Source organism: Pseudomonas sp. B424, assembly GCF_055408345.1.
The window spans coordinates 253,710-268,992 of the sequence record NZ_JBUZTL010000003.1; the positions used below are offsets into that span (position 1 = coordinate 253,710).

Genomic DNA, 15,283 nt, shown 5'->3' on the forward strand with positions numbered 1-15,283 from the left:
TTAGCCCCGGCGCATGCCAATGTGCGGGATCTCGTCTTCAAGATAGGTGTCGCCCTCGGCACGAAACCCGTGTTGCTCATAGAACGGCTGCAAATGCGCCTGAGCAGAAAGGAACACGGGTTGCCCCGACCAGTAGTCTTCGATGTTTTCCAGGGCTTTCTCGATCAGGGTGTGCCCCAGCTTTTGCCCGCGACCTTCAGGGGCAATGATCACGCGGCCAATCACTACGTCGCCGCCCTGGGATTCAGGGTCGAGCAGGCGCGCATATGCCACCAGCTGATCGTCCTGCCAACCCATCAGGTGCAACGTATCCCCGGTCAGGTCTTGCCCGTCGACGTCCTGATAGGCGCATTTCTGCTCGGCAACAAATACCTTTGAGCGTAATTCCAGAATGGCGTAGAGCTGTTCTTTGCCAAGGTCGTTGTGATGTTTGCAGAGCCAGTCAGTGGTCACGGTCTTGTCCTTGTTGGAGAGGTGATTAGCCGATAGTAGGCGTGATGCTGACTGGCGCCAAGTTCTAAGGTGCCTTGACCAAATGCGCCGCCAGGGTGCGCAACGGTCCGAGTTGACGGCAAATCAGCGCCAGCTGGGTTTGCACCAGCCGCTGGTTTTCATCGATCTCGTCCGGCATTTGTTCAAGCTCGTTGGCCAGTGTTTCTTCCTCGTCACTCTGTACCGCCACCGCTTGTTTGCTGGCCAGGCCTTGAGCGATCTGGTCGATGCTGTCGGCAATCCTGCGCCCGGCGCCTTCGATCAACTGCTCGCGCACTTCGCCGGGCAATTCGGCGTCGCGGTGGGCGCCCAGGCCTGACAGGTAGCTGAGCAAGGTGTGGGACAGCACCAGAAAGCGGAAACCCATGTCGGCATCCTTACGGAAGTGCCCCGGTTCCATCAGCATGTTGGCCAGGGTGGTCGACAGGGCTGCATCGGCGTTGTGGGCGTTACGTCGCGCCAGCCGATACGCCAGGTTGTCGCTTTTGCCCTGAGCGTACTGCTGCATGATCTGGCGCAGGTACAGGCTGTTGCAGCTCAAGGTATTGGCCAGCACCTGGTTCAGGCGACGGCCCTGCCAGTCCGGCAAGAACAGGAACACCGCCGCCGCCGCAATGACACTGCCCACCAGGGTATCGAACAGTCGGGGCAGGAACAGCCCGTAACCGTCACCCACCTGGTTGAAGCAAAACAGGATCATCAGGGTAATGGCCGCGGTGCTCAGCGTGTAGCGCGTGGTGCGGTTGATAAAGAACACCACCCCGGCCACGACGGCAAACATCGACTGCACCAAGGGGTTGGGGAACAGATCGAACAGTGCCCAGCCCACGGCCAGGCCGATGGCGGTACCGATGATGCGCTGGCTGAACTTGCGCCGCGTGGCGCCGTAGCTCGGTTGGCAAACGAACAGCGTGGTGAGGATGATCCAGTAGCCCTGGCTCGGGTGAATCCAGTGCACCATCGCAAAACCGATGCTCAGCGCCAAGGGCAGGCGCAAGGCGTGACGGAAGATCAGCGACGTTGGCGTCAGGTGCTGGCGCAGGCGTGACCAGACATCCTTGAGGTTGCGCGGCGAGCGGTCCAGCAGACTGCTGTCGGTGGCATCCGCCAGGGTGTCGGGGTTGCTTGCGTCGCTCAACAGGCGGTCGAGGGTGCCCAGGTTGGCCGCCAGTGCCCGTAGCGAACGCAGCAGCCCGCGCCATGCCGGGTTGCTCTGGATGCGCAGGTGTTCGAGGGAGGCGTGCAAGTCGCCCAGCGCCTCGGCAAAGCTGTCGTCATAGACAAACGGCTGGCGCAGCTTGATCGACTCCGACAGGCGCTGGCAGGCCACGCCTTGCTGGCGCAGCAGGCGTTGGCAGCGGAACATGACATCACTGTGAAAGAAGGCATCGGCCAGCGCGTTGTACGGGTAATGGGAAGAGCTGGCGCGCTCGTGGATGTCCTGCGCGAGGAAGTACAGCTTGAGGTAGCGGCTGAGCTTGGAGCCCGGCCGTGAGTTGCCGACCCGGTGCAGGATGATTTCTTTGGCGGTGTTCAGTGCCGCTACAACCCGGCCGTTTTGCCGGGCCAGTTCCAGTCGGCCTGCTTCGACATCCAGCTTGCGGATCGGCTCAAACAGCGAGGACTTTATTTTCAGGTACAGGCCCAGCTCCCAGAACAGCCGGGCCAGGCTTTGCTGTACCGGTTGATTGGAAAACAGCGCCTGCCACAGCACCGACAGCATCCCGTACCACGCCGCGCCCGCCACCAGCAGCAAGGGTTCGTGCCAGAAATTGGTGACTTCGCCGCCACGCTGGTCGACGCCGATCATGGTGTAGACGGCCAGAATCAGTGTGGCCGAAGCAATCGCCCCGTAGCGCTCACCCAGTGCTCCGAGCATGGTCAGGCCGAAGCTGGCCAGCGCGAGCGCGCAGACCATCAACCAAGGGTAGGGGAAAAGCAGTTCGACACTGAGTGCAGAGGCGGTGAAACACACCAGCGTTACCAGCAAGGCGTTGAGACGGCCTTGCCAGCTGTCATCGGTCTCAGACAGCGCGCTGGCGATAATCCCCAGAAACAGCGGGATCAGCAGCGACATCTCATCCTGGTACCAGCAAAAAGCCATGCTGCCGGTCAGGGCGATAAATACCCGGACGCTGTAACTGAACTTGTCCAGAGCCCACAAGCGGCGCAGGGAGTGCTGAAAGCTTTTTGATGACATGGAGTGGCGGTGCCTGGCTCGTGATTCGCTAACTTGAGCCAGATAAGACGACAGCGCAATGGCACTGTCACATCGAACACAAAATATTTTTTGGGGTTGCCATCGCGAGCAGGCTCGCTCCCACAAGAGCAGTGCAATTTACCTGTGGGAGCGAGCCTGCTCGCGAAAGCCGCGATACGGTCCTGGACTAGACGTACTGCGCCGCCGCATACCCCGAAGCCCACGCCCACTGAAAGTTGAAGCCACCCAGGTGGCCGCTCACATCCAGCACTTCGCCCACAAAGTACAAACCGGGGCTTTTCAGCGACTCCATGGTCTTGGACGATACTTCGCGAGTGTCGACCCCGCCCAGCGTCACTTCGGCGGTGCGATAACCTTCGGTGCCGGCCGGTACCACTTTCCAGCTCGCCAGTTTTTCAGCCACCTGCGCCAGCTCGGCCGGGGTGTACTGCTTCATGGGTTTGGACTCGAACCAGTGCTCGGCCAGCAGGTTGGCCATCTTCTTGGTGAAGATCTCGCCAAGCAGGGTTTTGAGCTCGCTGTTGGGGCGTTCGGCTTGCTGGGTTTGCAACCAGCTCAGTGCGTCGAGGTCGGGCAGCAGGTTGATTTCGACCGTGTCGCCGGTGTTCCAGAACGACGAAATCTGCAAGATCGCCGGCCCGCTCAAGCCCCGATGGGTGAACAGGATATTTTCGCGAAAGCTTTGATCGTTGCAGCTCACCAGGCAATCCACCGAGGTGCCCGACAGTTCGGTGCAGATCTCTTTGAGCTGATCGGTGATGGTGAACGGCACCAGGCCTGCGCGGGTAGGCAGCAGAGTGTGGCCGAACTGTTTGGCGATTTGATAACCAAAACCGGTGGCGCCGAGGGTCGGGATCGACAGCCCGCCAGTGGCGACGACCAGCGACTGGCAGTCAACCGGCCCCAGGGTGGTGTTGAGGCTGTAGCCGTTGTCGGTCTTTTCGATCTGCTCGACCGAGGTGTCCAGGTGCAGGCTCACGCCCGCTTTTTGGCACTCATCGAGGAGCATTTCGAGGATGTCGCTGGACTTGTTGTCGCAGAACAGTTGGCCGAGTTTTTTCTCGTGATACGGCACGCCGTGCTTGCACACCAGCTCGATGAAATCCCACTGGGTGTAGCGCGCCAGGGCCGACTTGCAGAAGTGCGGGTTCTGCGACAGGAAATTGTTGGGTTCGGTGTACATGTTGGTGAAGTTGCAGCGGCCACCGCCCGACATCAGGATCTTTTTGCCCGCCTTGTTGGCGTGGTCGATCAGCATGACCTTGCGTCCACGGCCGGCAGCAGTCAGCGCGCACATCAAACCTGCGGCGCCAGCGCCAATAATCACAACGTCGGTAGAGCGCAAAGCGGTGTCCTCACAAAATTTATATTCAAGCCAAACCTAATGTGGGAACGGGCTTGCTCGCGATTGCAGCACCTCGGTCATTCAGCTGAACCGAGTTGTTTGCATCGCGAGCAAGCCCGCTCCCACATTTGATCGCCAGTGTTCAGGCGATCTCTTACAAAACCCGCACGCGCAGTACGCGGCCTTTGATTTTGCCTTCGCTCAAGCGCTGTGCAGCCTGTTTGGCCACGGTACGGTCAACAGCCACGTAGGCCTGGAAGTCAAAGATCGCGATTTTGCCGACCTGGGCACCCGGGATGCCCGCGTCGCCAGTCAGGGCACCAAGGATGTCGCCCGGGCGAACCTTGTCTTTACGACCTGCGCCGATCACCAGTGTGCTCATGGCCGGCAGCAAAGGTGCGCCGCCCTGAGAGGTGAGGGTGTCCAGGGTTTCCCAGTTCAGAGGGGCTTTCTGCAGTTGCTCGATGGCCTGGGCGCGGTGCGCTTCGGACGGTGCAACCAGGCTGATCGCAACACCTTTTTCGCCAGCGCGGCCGGTACGGCCAACACGGTGAATGTGGATTTCCGAGTCACGGGCCAGCTCAACGTTGAGCACCATGTCCAGGGCGTCGATGTCCAGACCACGGGCTGCAACGTCAGTGGCAACCAGTACCGAAGTCGAACGGTTGGCAAACATCGCCAGCACCTGGTCACGGTCGCGCTGTTCCAGATCGCCGTGCAGGCCGACTGCCGAAATGCCCTTGGACGTCAGGTGATCAACGGTTTCCTGAACCTGCTGCTTGGTGAAGCAGAACGCGACGCACGATTGCGGGCGGAAGTGGCCCAGCACCTTGGTCACAGCGCTCATGCGCTCTTCAGGCGAGATCTCGTAGAAACGCTGTTCGATCTGGCTGTCAGTGTGCAATGCCTCAGCTTTTACTTGCTGCGGGTTGCGCATGAACTTGGACGACAGCTGCTTGATGCCGGCCGGGTAGGTGGCCGAGAACAGCAGGGTCTGACGACGTTCCGGGGTTTTAACAATGATGTCTTCGATGGCGTCGTAGAAGCCCATGTCCAGCATGCGGTCGGCTTCGTCGAGGACCAGGGTGTTCAGGCCGTCCAGTACCAGCGAGCCTTTACGCAAGTGCTGCTGGATACGGCCCGGGGTGCCGACGATGATGTGCGCGCCGTGTTCCAGCGAACCGATTTGCGGGCCGAAAGACACGCCACCACACAGGGTCAGCACTTTGATGTTGTCTTCGGCGCGGGCCAGACGGCGGATTTCCTTGGCAACCTGGTCGGCCAGTTCGCGGGTCGGGCAGATCACGAGGGCCTGGCAACCAAAGAAGCGCGGGTTGATCGGGTTCAGCAGGCCGATGCCGAAGGCGGCAGTTTTGCCGCTGCCGGTCTTCGCCTGGGCGATCAGGTCCATGCCTTTGAGGATCACCGGCAAGCTCTGCGCCTGGATCGGCGTCATCTGGGCATAACCGAGGGAGTCGAGGTTAGCCAGCATGGCGGCGGACAGAGGCAGAGTGTTAAAAGCGGTGGCAATGGTGGTCACGAGACTGGCCTGCAAAACAAAATGTCGCGCAGTGTACCAGTCCCATGCCCTTTGCCTGAACATTCTGGACGAGATGTCATCCGGTTCTGTTTAAAAAGCCACTTAATGTTCCAGTTCATGCTCCGAGTTGGCCTTGGGTTTACGCCCGTCCTGGGGTGACAGTTGCAGGAAAATAGCCGCCGCCAGCATTGCCATGATCCCGACTGTCAGGAAGGTCAGCTGGAACGCCCCGAGTACCGTATCCACCCCGTCGCCACCGCCATCGCCCGTAAAACCGCCGAGCAAGGCCCCGGCGCAGGCAACGCCCAGGCTCAAGGACAATTGCGCCACCACCGACAGCAAACTGTTGCCGCTGCTGGCGCTGGCGTCATCAAGGTCGATCAGGGTGACGGTATTCATCGCGGTGAACTGCAGCGAGTTGATCGCCCCCAACACCGCCAGCATCGACAACAACAGCGGATAAGGCGTGTGCTCGGTGACCAGGCCCATGCTGGCGAGCATCAGGCCCAGGGCAAAGGTGTTGGCCGTGAGCACGGTGCGATAACCGGCGCGTTCAATCAGCGGGCGGGCGACCCACTTGGCCAGCATGGCGGCTGCGGCCAGCGGCAGCATGCTCATCCCGGCCTGTGACGGGGAATAACCCAGGGCGACTTGCAGCAGCAGCGGCACCAGAAACGGCAGGGCGCCGCTGCCCAGGCGAGCAAACAGATTACCGAGAATGCCCACCGCAAAGGTTTTGGTTTTAAACAGGGCCGGCGAAAACAGCGGGTTGCTGATATTGCCCGCCCGCAACCAATAGGCGGCCAGGCACGCCATACCGGCGAACAGCAACAACATCACGCGCAGATGGGGCATGTGCAACTCGCCCAGGCCCTCCATGGCAATGGTGATGAAAATCATCGCCGCACCGAACAGCACAAAGCCCAGCCCGTCGAAACGGGTGCGCTCGCTGCCGCGCAGATCCGGAATGAAGTGCCACACCGCCCAGCAACCGAGAATGCCCACCGGCAGGTTGATCAGGAAGATCCAGTGCCAGCTCAGGTACTGCACCATCCAGCCGCCCATGGTCGGGCCGATCAGCGGGCCGAGCAGGCCGGGGATGGTGATAAAGCCCATGATCCGCACCAGTTCCGAGCGCGGGTAAGCCTTGAGCACCACCAGTCGGCCGATGGGCAGCATCAAGGCACCGCCCAGACCCTGGATGATCCGCGCGCCGATCAGCTCGTTGAGAGTGTTGGACAAGGCACAGAGCAACGAACCAAAACTGAACAGGAGGATGGCGCTGAAGAAGATTTTTTTGGTGCCGAAGCGGTCGGCGATCCAGCCCGAAGCGGGGATCAGCAGGGCCACGGTGAGCATGTACGCAACGATCACCCCTTGCATGCGCAGCGGGTTTTCTTTCAGGTCGCTGGCCATGTCGGGCAGGGCGGTGTTGAGGATGGTGCCGTCGAGGGACTGCATGAAAAACGCGATGGCCACCACCCATGGCAGCCAGCGTAATGTTTCAGGACTCAGAACCGGGCGTACGGGCATAAGGCCTCTTTTTATGAACTGTCAAAAATCCAATGTGGGAGCGGGCTTGCTCGCGATTGAATCGCTGCGGTTTACCTGAAAAATCCGGGCGCCGCATCGCGAGCAACCCGCTCCCACTACTGATCGGTGGCGATGCTTACAGGGTCAATGTCAGCTTTTTGACCAATGCCCCCGGCAGCAGGTTCGAGGCTGTCTGGCGCTGATCGTAAGTGCTGGCCGACAGCAACAGTTCGCGCTCCACCGTCAATGCTTCGAGTTGCGAGCCCAGCAGACTATAGACGCTGTCATCAAAGCGCATGGTGTTGACCGGGGCCTTTATTTCGCCGTTTTCGACCCAGAACGTCGCGAAGCGGGTCATGCCGGTCAGGCGCGCCGCCGGCTGGTCCGAGTAGTTCAAGTACCACAGGTTGCTGATGTACAGCCCGGTGCCCAATTGCTTGAGGATATCGGCCTGTTCCAGGGTGCCCGCCGCCATCGCCAGTGCGCTCGGTGCTTCGCCCCAAGGTGCGCCATTAACCTCAAGGCCATATTCGGCTGCGCTGCGCGAGCCCACCAGTTGCTGGTTGGCTTTGCCGTGTTTGACCAGCGACAAGTCCTGGCGCGGGTAGCCCTCGCCGGAAAACGCCGGGCTCAGTGACTGGCTGACCTGCTCGTCAAAAGACACCAGCGGGCTCAGTTGCGCATCCCCGGCGTAGAGTTTTTGCAACGGGCTGGATTTGCTGGCCAGTGCCTGGGCCGAAAAGCCGCCCCAGCACAGCATGCTCATCACTTCTTCCAGCGCCGCCGGGGCCAGGTAGGCGCGGTACTCGCCGGGGGCCAGGGCATGCAGCGGGCGATCCAGAAAGCTCAGTTGCTCGCGGGCCAGTTGCATGCGCCGGGCGAAACGCTCGCTGTCCCAGTCGGCCCCGGCGTAGCTGGCTTTCACCGCTTGGCCGTTGCTGTGAAACAGGCTCCAGTCGAAGTTGAAGCTGTTGGCCTGGTGCCAGCCAAATGCGCCTTCGGAGCTGGCATAGCCGTAGCTGATAGGGCCGCTGGCATAAAAGCCCACCAGATCCACGCCCTCGCAGGCGCTGCGGATTTCTTCCAGGACCCGGGCGGTGTCCGGCAGTGGTCGACCCTGTACGTTATCGCTGTGCCAGGGCTGCGGGTTCAGCAGCAAATACGGGTCGGCGGGCAGCATCGGCAGGGTTTCGCGCAGTTGCTGCAATGCGTCGGCCAGGCGTTGGCTGTCGACCTCCAGCTCGCCAGCCAGGGTGAGGCTGACATCGGCATGGCGGCCGTCGTTGATCAGCTTGAGGCTCAGGCTGGCTTGCTGCACAAGCCCGGCCTGACGCACCTTGCCTTTGTTGAAACGGATAAATTCCGAGGCCTCGGCGTCATAGCCCAGGGTGAATTGCTCAGGGGGGCGGATCGCGTCGCCCAGCCATTGCACCAATGCCTTGAACTGCTCTGCCTGACTCAATGGGGTACTCATCAGGCATCGCCTCCAAACACGTCAATATTGCTGAACACACACGCGGGGGATGCATGCCCCACGCGGATCACCTGGTTGGGTTCGCCCTTGCCGCAGTTCGGGGTGCCCAGCACCTTGAAGGTACTGGCGTCGCCCACGGCGCTGAGGTTGCGCCAGAACTGCTCGGAAATACCGCGATAGTTCGGGTTTTTAACCACGCCCTTGAGCTCGCCGTTCTCGATCAACTGGCCCCACTCACACCCGAACTGGAACTTGTTGCGCGCATCGTCAATCGACCAAGAACGGTTGGTGGCCATCAGAATTCCGTTTTCGATCCCGCCAATCAGTTGGTCCATCGACTGATCGCCGGGTTCGATATTGAGGTTGGCCATGCGGTCAATCGGCGGCCGGTTCCAGCCGCAGGCGCGGCTGTTGGCCACGCCTTCAAGGCCCGAACGGAACTGCGACAGCGCGCCGCCCAGCGGACGCAACAGCAAGCCTTCGCGAATCAGGTATTGCTTGTGCGCGGGGGTACCGTCGTCATCGAAGCTGTAGCTGGCCAGCTGTTCCGGGATATCGGGGTCGAAGGTCACATTCAGCAGTTTGGAGCCGTACTGCAGGCTGCCGAAGTCGCTGGTTTTGACGAAACTGGTGCCCGCGTAATTGCGCTCGTCACCGAGGATGCGGTCCAGCTCCAGCGGGTGGCCGATGGACTCGTGGATTTGCAGGATCATCTGGTCGGGCATCAGCAGCAGGTCGCGTTTGCCGGCCGGGGTGTTGGGGGCCAGCAGCAGCTTCAGGGCCTGATCGGCGACCTTGGGCGCGGCGCCGATCAGCCCGCAGCGGCTGATGACATCGGCGCCACCCTGCTGGCCAAAATTCTCGCGGCCCAGGCTGCGGGTCTGGCTGTCGTTGCCGTCATAGGCGGTGACGCTCATGCCCGGGAATACAAAACGCTGCGCCCGGCGCAACTCGGCGCCTGCGCTGTTGAGGTAGATCTGCTCGACGTGATTGAGGCCGAGCGACACGTCCCAGCTCACCAGACGCTCGTCCTTGGGCACGGCGGCGGATTCGGCACCGAGCAGCTCGAAGCATTGGTTGAGTGACGGGAAGGCCTGGTCGAGATTGGGCGAGAAGTAGTCGGCGCGCTCGTGGGACACCGGCTCCTGGCTCAGATCGAGCAGTGCATGGGCTGCAATCAGTTGCGCCTGGGCTTCGGCACGTTCGAGGGCCGCCTGCAAACCGGCCAGGGACAGGTCATTGGTGGCGGCGTAGGCTTCGACGCCCTTGAGCCGCACCGTCAGCATCGCGCCCTGGTCGTGATTGAATGAAGGAGGTTCTGCGACGTTCTTGCGTACCGACAGGTATTGCCCGGACTCACGTACATAGCGCAGCGAAAAGAACTCGGCCCGGGTGCGCAGTGCGGCAAAGCGCTGCTTGAGCTGAGGGTAGAAATCGAACATGCACAGACCTCCGAAAAACATACAGGTCTGTGGGAGCGGCGGTGCGACGATTCGGCTTGCTCGCGATTGCATCGCCGCGGTTTGCCTGAAAAGTCCGGGCGTCTGCATCGCAAGCAAGTCGAATCGTCCAACCGCCGCTCCCACAAAGGGATGGGTCGCCTGGCGCGTTAAACCGGGCAACCCTTGGCACGGAGGATAGCGTCAAAGCGATCAGGGTCCAGGGTGCCTGCTTCAATTGCCTTGAGTGTTGCTTGTTCACGAGCCAGCAGGTCGTGGCAGCGGATCAGCAATTCCGGCAGTTCACTGCGTGAAGCCGCGACCACGCCGTCGCCGTCGCCGATCATCAGGTCGCCGGGCATTACCAGCATGCCGGCACACGAGATCGGCACGTTGATCTCGCCGCCGCCGTCAGTGCTCGGGCCACGGTGTACGCCGCCGATGGCGTAGGCCGGCAGTTCACCGGTTTGCCATTCGTCGAGGTCGCGCAGGGCGCCGTTGATCACCACGCCGACAATCCCGGCCTTGAGTGCCATGGCGCGCATGATGCCGCCGAACACGGCGCGGGTCAGGTCGGCACTGCCGTCGATCACCAGCACATCGCCCGGGCGGGCCATCTGCATGGCTTTGAGGATCATCAGGTTGTCGCCTGGACGCACGCGAACGGTCAGTGCGCTGCCCAGCATCGGGCGGGTGCCGTGGAACGGCTTGAGGCCCAGACCGCCGACGTTACGGCCCAGACAGTCACTGACCGCGGCTGCCGGGATTTTGCTGAATTCCGAGAGCCATTTTGGATCGAGAGGTTCTGCGTTTGGATTAATCAGGAAGCCGGTCGGCCATTTGCTCGAAGAGACGACATCAAACATAGAAAACCTCTTGGCCAGGCAAGGCTGGCGTGTCGGGTGGGGCGGGGGGTGTGGCGCGGAACGAGGCAATAGAGTAGGCCGTCGTCAAGGCCGGGGGCAAGCAGGGGAAGATGAAACATAAGAGTTGCACAAAATGCGTAGCAGCTGGCGAAGGAACGAGGCTGCGTCCGGTTGCGAAGCGACCGTGAAACCAGAGTACGCGATTCTTCAGAAGAATCGCGTAATCTGAATTTACGACGGCTGTGCCGCCGGACGTAACCTCGCTCGGCTCGTCAACTGCTACGGATGGTGCTTACTGCGCGGTACGGCTGACGTCACGCAACGGCTTGCCACGTACCGGTGCATCGCCTGCTACGTAGTAGTCGGCAGTGCTGCGCGGCAGTGGCTGGCGGCCACGAATCTTGTCGGCGATTTTCTCGGCGATCATGATCGTCGGCGCGTTCAGGTTGCCGGTGGTGATCAGCGGCATGATCGAGGCATCGACCACACGCAGACCCTGCATCCCGTGTACACGGCCTTCGCCGTCTACTACAGCCATCTCGTCGGTGCCCATCTTGCACGAGCAGGACGGGTGGAAGGCAGTCTCGGCGTGTTCGCGGATAAAGGTATCCAGCTCTTCGTCGGTCTGCTTGTCGATGCCCGGGCTGATTTCGCGGCCACGGTAAGCATCCAGCGCAGGCTGTTGCATGATTTCGCGGGTCAGGCGGATGCCGTCACGGAATTCCTGCCAGTCTTGCTCGGCTGCCATGTAGTTGAACAGGATGCTCGGGTACTCACGCGGGTCCTTGGACTTCACGTTGATCCGGCCACGGCTCGGCGAACGCATGGAGCCCATGTGCGCCTGGAAACCGTGCTCTTTCACGCCATTGCTGCCGTTGTAGTTAATCGCTACCGGCAGGAAGTGGTACTGAATGTTCGGCCATTCGAATTCTTCACGGGTGCGGATAAAACCACCGGCTTCAAACTGGTTGCTGGCACCAATGCCTTTGCCCAGGAACAGCCACTCGGCACCAATGGCCGGCTGGTTGTACCAGAGCAGCGACGGGTAGAGCGAAACCGGCTGGGTGCACGCGTACTGCAGGTACAGCTCAAGGTGATCCTGCAGGTTCTGGCCAACACCCGGCAGGTCGTGGACCACCGGGATGTCGAGGCTTTTCAGCAGTTCGGCCGGGCCCACGCCGGAGCGTTGCAGCACGGTTGGCGAACCGATTGCACCGCTGCACAGCAGGACTTCTTTACGGGCCTTGGCCAGAATGCGGGTGTCGCTGTCGCCGACCATGTAAGTCACGCCCACGGCGCGCTTGCCTTCAAACTCGATCTTGTCGGTCAGGGCGTGGGTGACGATGGTCAGGGTCGAACGCTGCTTGGCCGTGTCCAGGTAACCGCGAGCGGTGCTGGCGCGACGACCGTTTGGCGTCACGGTCCGGTCCATCGGGCCGAAACCTTCTTGCTGGTAGCCGTTCAGGTCTTCGGTACGCGGGTAGCCGGCTTGCACGCCAGCTTCCACCATGGCGTGGAACAACACGTTGTTGCCCTGCTTTGGCGTGGTCACGCTGACCGGGCCATCGCCACCGTGGTAGTCGTTGGCGCCGATGTCGCGGGTTTCGGCTTTACGGAAGTACGGCAGGCAGTTCAGGTAATCCCAGTCTTCCAGACCTGGCAGTTTTGCCCAGCCGTCGTAGTCCATCGCGTTGCCGCGGATGTAGCACATGCCGTTGATCAGGGACGAACCGCCCAGACCTTTGCCACGGCCACATTCCATGCGGCGATTGTCCATGTGTGGCTCTGGATCGGTTTCGAAAGCCCAGTTGTAGCGACGGCCTTGCAGCGGAAACGCCAGTGCCGCAGGCATCTGGGTACGGAAATCGAAACGGTAGTCCGGGCCGCCAGCTTCAAGCAGCAGCACGGTGACGCCTTGGTCTTCAGTCAGACGGGTCGCCAGGGTGTTACCGGCAGAGCCGGCACCGATGATGATGTAATCGAATTCTTGGGACATTAAATGCACCCTCTTTAGTTGTGTCAGATCAAACCTGACCCTGTGGGAGCGGGCTTTCCCGCGATTGCATCAGCGCGGTGCAACGGATGCACCGCGTCGCCTGAATCGCGAGCAGGCTCGCTCCCACAGGGTTTGTATGGGCAGTCGGTTTAGAACACCGACACGTAGTCGCCCAACTCAACCTGGACCGATTTGATCTGGGTGTACTGCGCCAGCGAGCTGATGCCGTTTTCACGGCCAATGCCCGACTGCTTGTAGCCGCCGACCGGCATTTTTGCGTCGGACTCGCCCCAGGCGTTGATCCAGCAAATGCCCGCTTCCAGTTGATGAATCACGCGGTGGGCGCGGTTCAGGTCCTTGGTCACGACGCCGGCAGCCAGGCCGAACTCGGTGTCGTTGGCGCGGCGGATCACTTCTTCTTCGGTGTCGTAGGTGAGGATGCTCATCACCGGGCCGAAGATTTCTTCTTTGACGATGGTCATCTCGTCGGTGCAGTCGGTGAACACGGTCGGTGCCACGAATGCGCCCTTGGCCAGGAAGCCTTCGGTCAGACGTTCGCCGCCACACAGCACGCGAGCGCCTTCTTCTTTACCTTTGGCAATGTAGCCCAGCACGCTTTCCATGTGAGCAAAGCTGACCAGCGGGCCGAAGTTGGTGTTTTCGTCTTCCGGGTTGCCGATGCGGATGCGCGCAACGCGCTCCAGAATCTTGGCTTCGAATGCGGCTTTCAGCGCAGTCGGGATGAACACGCGAGTGCCGTTGGTGCACACCTGGCCCGAGCTGTAGAAGTTGGCCATCATCGCGGTATCTGCTGCGCGATCCAGGTCAGCATCGTCAAAAATGATCAATGGCGACTTGCCGCCCAGTTCCATGGTCACGTCTTTCAACGAGGAGCTGGTGGCGCTGGCGGTAACTTTCTTGCCGGTATCGGTGCCGCCGGTGAACGACACTTTTTCGATGCGCGGGTGTTCGGTCAACCAGGTGCCGACTTCACGGCCGCTGCCGGTCAGGACGTTGAACACGCCGTCCGGCAAACCTGCTGCGGTGAAGATTTCAGCCAGCTTCAAGGTGGTCAGGGAAGTGACTTCGCTTGGCTTGAAGATCATCGCGTTACCGGCAGCCAGTGCCGGTGCGGATTTCCACAGGGCGATCTGGATCGGGTAGTTCCACGCGCCGATACCGGCCACAACGCCCAGAGGCTCGCGACGGGTGTAAACGAACGAAGTGTCGCGCAGCGGGATTTGCTCGCCCTGAATGGCGGTCGCCAGGCCTGCGTAGTATTCCAGCACGTCGGCGCCGGTCACGATGTCGACGTAGCGGGTTTCGGAGTACGACTTGCCGGTGTCCAGGGTTTCCAGAGCGGCCAGTTCATCGTTGCGCTCGCGCAGGATGTCCACGGCGCGACGCAGGATGCGCGAACGCTCCATGGAGGTCATGGCAGCCCAGATTTTCTGGCCTTTTTCAGCGCTGACAACGGCGCGTTCAACGTCTTCTTTGGTAGCGCGTTGCACTTGAGCGAGGACTTCGCCGTTAGCCGGGTTGATGGCATCGAAGGTTGCATCGCTGCTGGCGTCGGTGTAACCGCCGTCGATGTAGAGTTTTTGCAGTTCGAAACGGGCCATAAAATCCTCGCAAGTGCATAAGTGGTTGGCGTTGATCGTGAACCTGGGTGCCATCTAACTGGGGCAACGCAGATTCACGACAGTTCAGGGGTTAAGCGTTGATTGAGGCCTAACTCACCTGTTTCGCCAGTTGTAGATCCATATATTCGTAGCAGATGCGTTGTGCCTGCTCGGTGTCGAAAGCATCTCCCGACAGGGCACCCCGCAACCATAGACCATCGATCAGCGCTGCAAGGCCGCGTGCTGCATTGCGGGCTTCGGCCAACGGCAGGACACGGCGGAATTGGCAGCACAGGTTCGAGTACAGGCGGTGATCGTTGATCCGCTGTAAACGATGCAATGACGGCTGGTGCATGCTGGCTGCCCAAAAGGCCAGCCAGGTTTTCATTGCCGGGCCACTGACCTGGCTGGCGTCGAAGTTGCCTTCAACGATTACCTGCAAGTGTGCCCGTGGGCTGTCATCGCTCAGCGCCTGGCGCCGTTCGGTGACGTTGTCGATCAAGACGTTCATCAAGTACCGCATGGTGGCGGCAATCAGACCGTTCTTGTCTTTGAAGTAGTGACTGATGATGCCGTTGGACACGCCGGCCAAACGGGCAATCAGCGCAATGCTGGCATCTGCCATTCCGACCTGATCGACAGCCGTTAACGTGGCTTCGATCAACTGCTGGCGGCGTATGGGTTGCATACCGACCTTGGGCATTTTGCAAATCTCCTTGGGCCGCTGAGCAGTGCAAAACGATCACTGAACGACG

Annotated in this window: 11 protein-coding genes; all 11 read right to left on the reverse strand. The window is 60.9% G+C overall.

Annotated features, from left to right (window positions below; genetic code table 11):
* The 11 genes from ACZRMS_RS05915 to betI all read right to left on the reverse strand — a co-directional run bounded on the left by ACZRMS_RS05915 (window position 1) and on the right by betI (window position 15,231).
* Window positions 1–453, reverse strand: coding sequence for a GNAT family N-acetyltransferase (locus tag ACZRMS_RS05915; RefSeq protein ID WP_463994510.1), 453 nt, complete (start codon window positions 451–453; stop codon window positions 1–3).
* A 64-nt stretch (window positions 454–517) separates the two neighbouring features.
* The gene (gene yccS / locus ACZRMS_RS05920) at window positions 518–2,692 is read right to left on the reverse strand and encodes a YccS family putative transporter (protein ID WP_463994511.1); all 2,175 of its coding nucleotides are present in this window, start codon (window positions 2,690–2,692) and stop codon (window positions 518–520) included.
* 187 nt (window positions 2,693–2,879) lie between these two features.
* Window positions 2,880–4,058: a BaiN/RdsA family NAD(P)/FAD-dependent oxidoreductase gene (locus tag ACZRMS_RS05925; protein ID WP_463994512.1), complete on the reverse strand. Its 1,179-nt coding sequence runs from the start codon at window positions 4,056–4,058 to the stop codon at window positions 2,880–2,882.
* Window positions 4,059–4,212: 154 nt separating this feature from the next.
* Window positions 4,213–5,550 (reverse strand): ATP-dependent RNA helicase DbpA, encoded by a 1,338-nt coding sequence (gene dbpA, locus ACZRMS_RS05930; protein ID WP_241486165.1) that lies wholly within the window; start codon window positions 5,548–5,550, stop codon window positions 4,213–4,215.
* Between the two features lie 150 nt (window positions 5,551–5,700).
* Complete coding sequence (mdtD, locus tag ACZRMS_RS05935; RefSeq protein WP_463994513.1) at window positions 5,701–7,131, reverse strand: multidrug transporter subunit MdtD; 1,431 nt, start codon at window positions 7,129–7,131, stop codon at window positions 5,701–5,703.
* A gap of 136 nt (window positions 7,132–7,267) precedes the next feature.
* Window positions 7,268–8,605, reverse strand: coding sequence for a TldD/PmbA family protein (locus ACZRMS_RS05940; RefSeq protein ID WP_463994514.1), 1,338 nt, complete (start codon window positions 8,603–8,605; stop codon window positions 7,268–7,270).
* The gene (locus tag ACZRMS_RS05945) at window positions 8,605–10,047 is read right to left on the reverse strand and encodes a TldD/PmbA family protein (protein WP_463994515.1); all 1,443 of its coding nucleotides are present in this window, start codon (window positions 10,045–10,047) and stop codon (window positions 8,605–8,607) included. Before ACZRMS_RS05945 ends, ACZRMS_RS05940 begins: the two co-directional genes overlap by 1 nt.
* A 167-nt stretch (window positions 10,048–10,214) precedes the next feature.
* Window positions 10,215–10,910, reverse strand: a complete 696-nt coding sequence (locus ACZRMS_RS05950) for an RraA family protein (RefSeq protein ID WP_463994516.1) — start codon at window positions 10,908–10,910, stop codon at window positions 10,215–10,217.
* 292 nt (window positions 10,911–11,202) lie between these two features.
* Window positions 11,203–12,906, reverse strand: a complete 1,704-nt coding sequence (gene betA, locus ACZRMS_RS05955; protein ID WP_463994517.1) for a choline dehydrogenase — start codon at window positions 12,904–12,906, stop codon at window positions 11,203–11,205.
* A 149-nt stretch (window positions 12,907–13,055) separates the two neighbouring features.
* Window positions 13,056–14,528, reverse strand: coding sequence for a betaine-aldehyde dehydrogenase (gene betB, locus ACZRMS_RS05960; protein ID WP_463994518.1), 1,473 nt, complete (start codon window positions 14,526–14,528; stop codon window positions 13,056–13,058).
* A gap of 109 nt (window positions 14,529–14,637) precedes the next feature.
* Window positions 14,638–15,231 (reverse strand): transcriptional regulator BetI, encoded by a 594-nt coding sequence (gene betI / locus ACZRMS_RS05965; protein WP_463994519.1) that lies wholly within the window; start codon window positions 15,229–15,231, stop codon window positions 14,638–14,640.
* Window positions 15,232–15,283: the final 52 nt, after the last annotated feature.

What these genes read in the sequence shown, in the direction of transcription:
- yccS (WP_463994511.1), bottom strand. Translation starts at nt 2,692, where the DNA reads ATGTCATCAAAAAGCTTTCAGCACTCCCTGCGCCGCTTGTGGGCTCTG.
- dbpA (WP_241486165.1), bottom strand. Translation starts at nt 5,550, where the DNA reads ATGCTGGCTAACCTCGACTCCCTCGGTTATGCCCAGATGACGCCGATC.
- mdtD (WP_463994513.1), bottom strand. Translation starts at nt 7,131, where the DNA reads ATGCCCGTACGCCCGGTTCTGAGTCCTGAAACATTACGCTGGCTGCCA.
- ACZRMS_RS05940 (WP_463994514.1), bottom strand. Translation starts at nt 8,605, where the DNA reads ATGAGTACCCCATTGAGTCAGGCAGAGCAGTTCAAGGCATTGGTGCAA.
- ACZRMS_RS05945 (WP_463994515.1), bottom strand. Translation starts at nt 10,047, where the DNA reads ATGTTCGATTTCTACCCTCAGCTCAAGCAGCGCTTTGCCGCACTGCGC.
- ACZRMS_RS05950 (WP_463994516.1), bottom strand. Translation starts at nt 10,910, where the DNA reads ATGTTTGATGTCGTCTCTTCGAGCAAATGGCCGACCGGCTTCCTGATT.
- betA (WP_463994517.1), bottom strand. Translation starts at nt 12,906, where the DNA reads ATGTCCCAAGAATTCGATTACATCATCATCGGTGCCGGCTCTGCCGGT.
- betB (WP_463994518.1), bottom strand. Translation starts at nt 14,528, where the DNA reads ATGGCCCGTTTCGAACTGCAAAAACTCTACATCGACGGCGGTTACACC.
- betI (WP_463994519.1), bottom strand. Translation starts at nt 15,231, where the DNA reads ATGCCCAAGGTCGGTATGCAACCCATACGCCGCCAGCAGTTGATCGAA.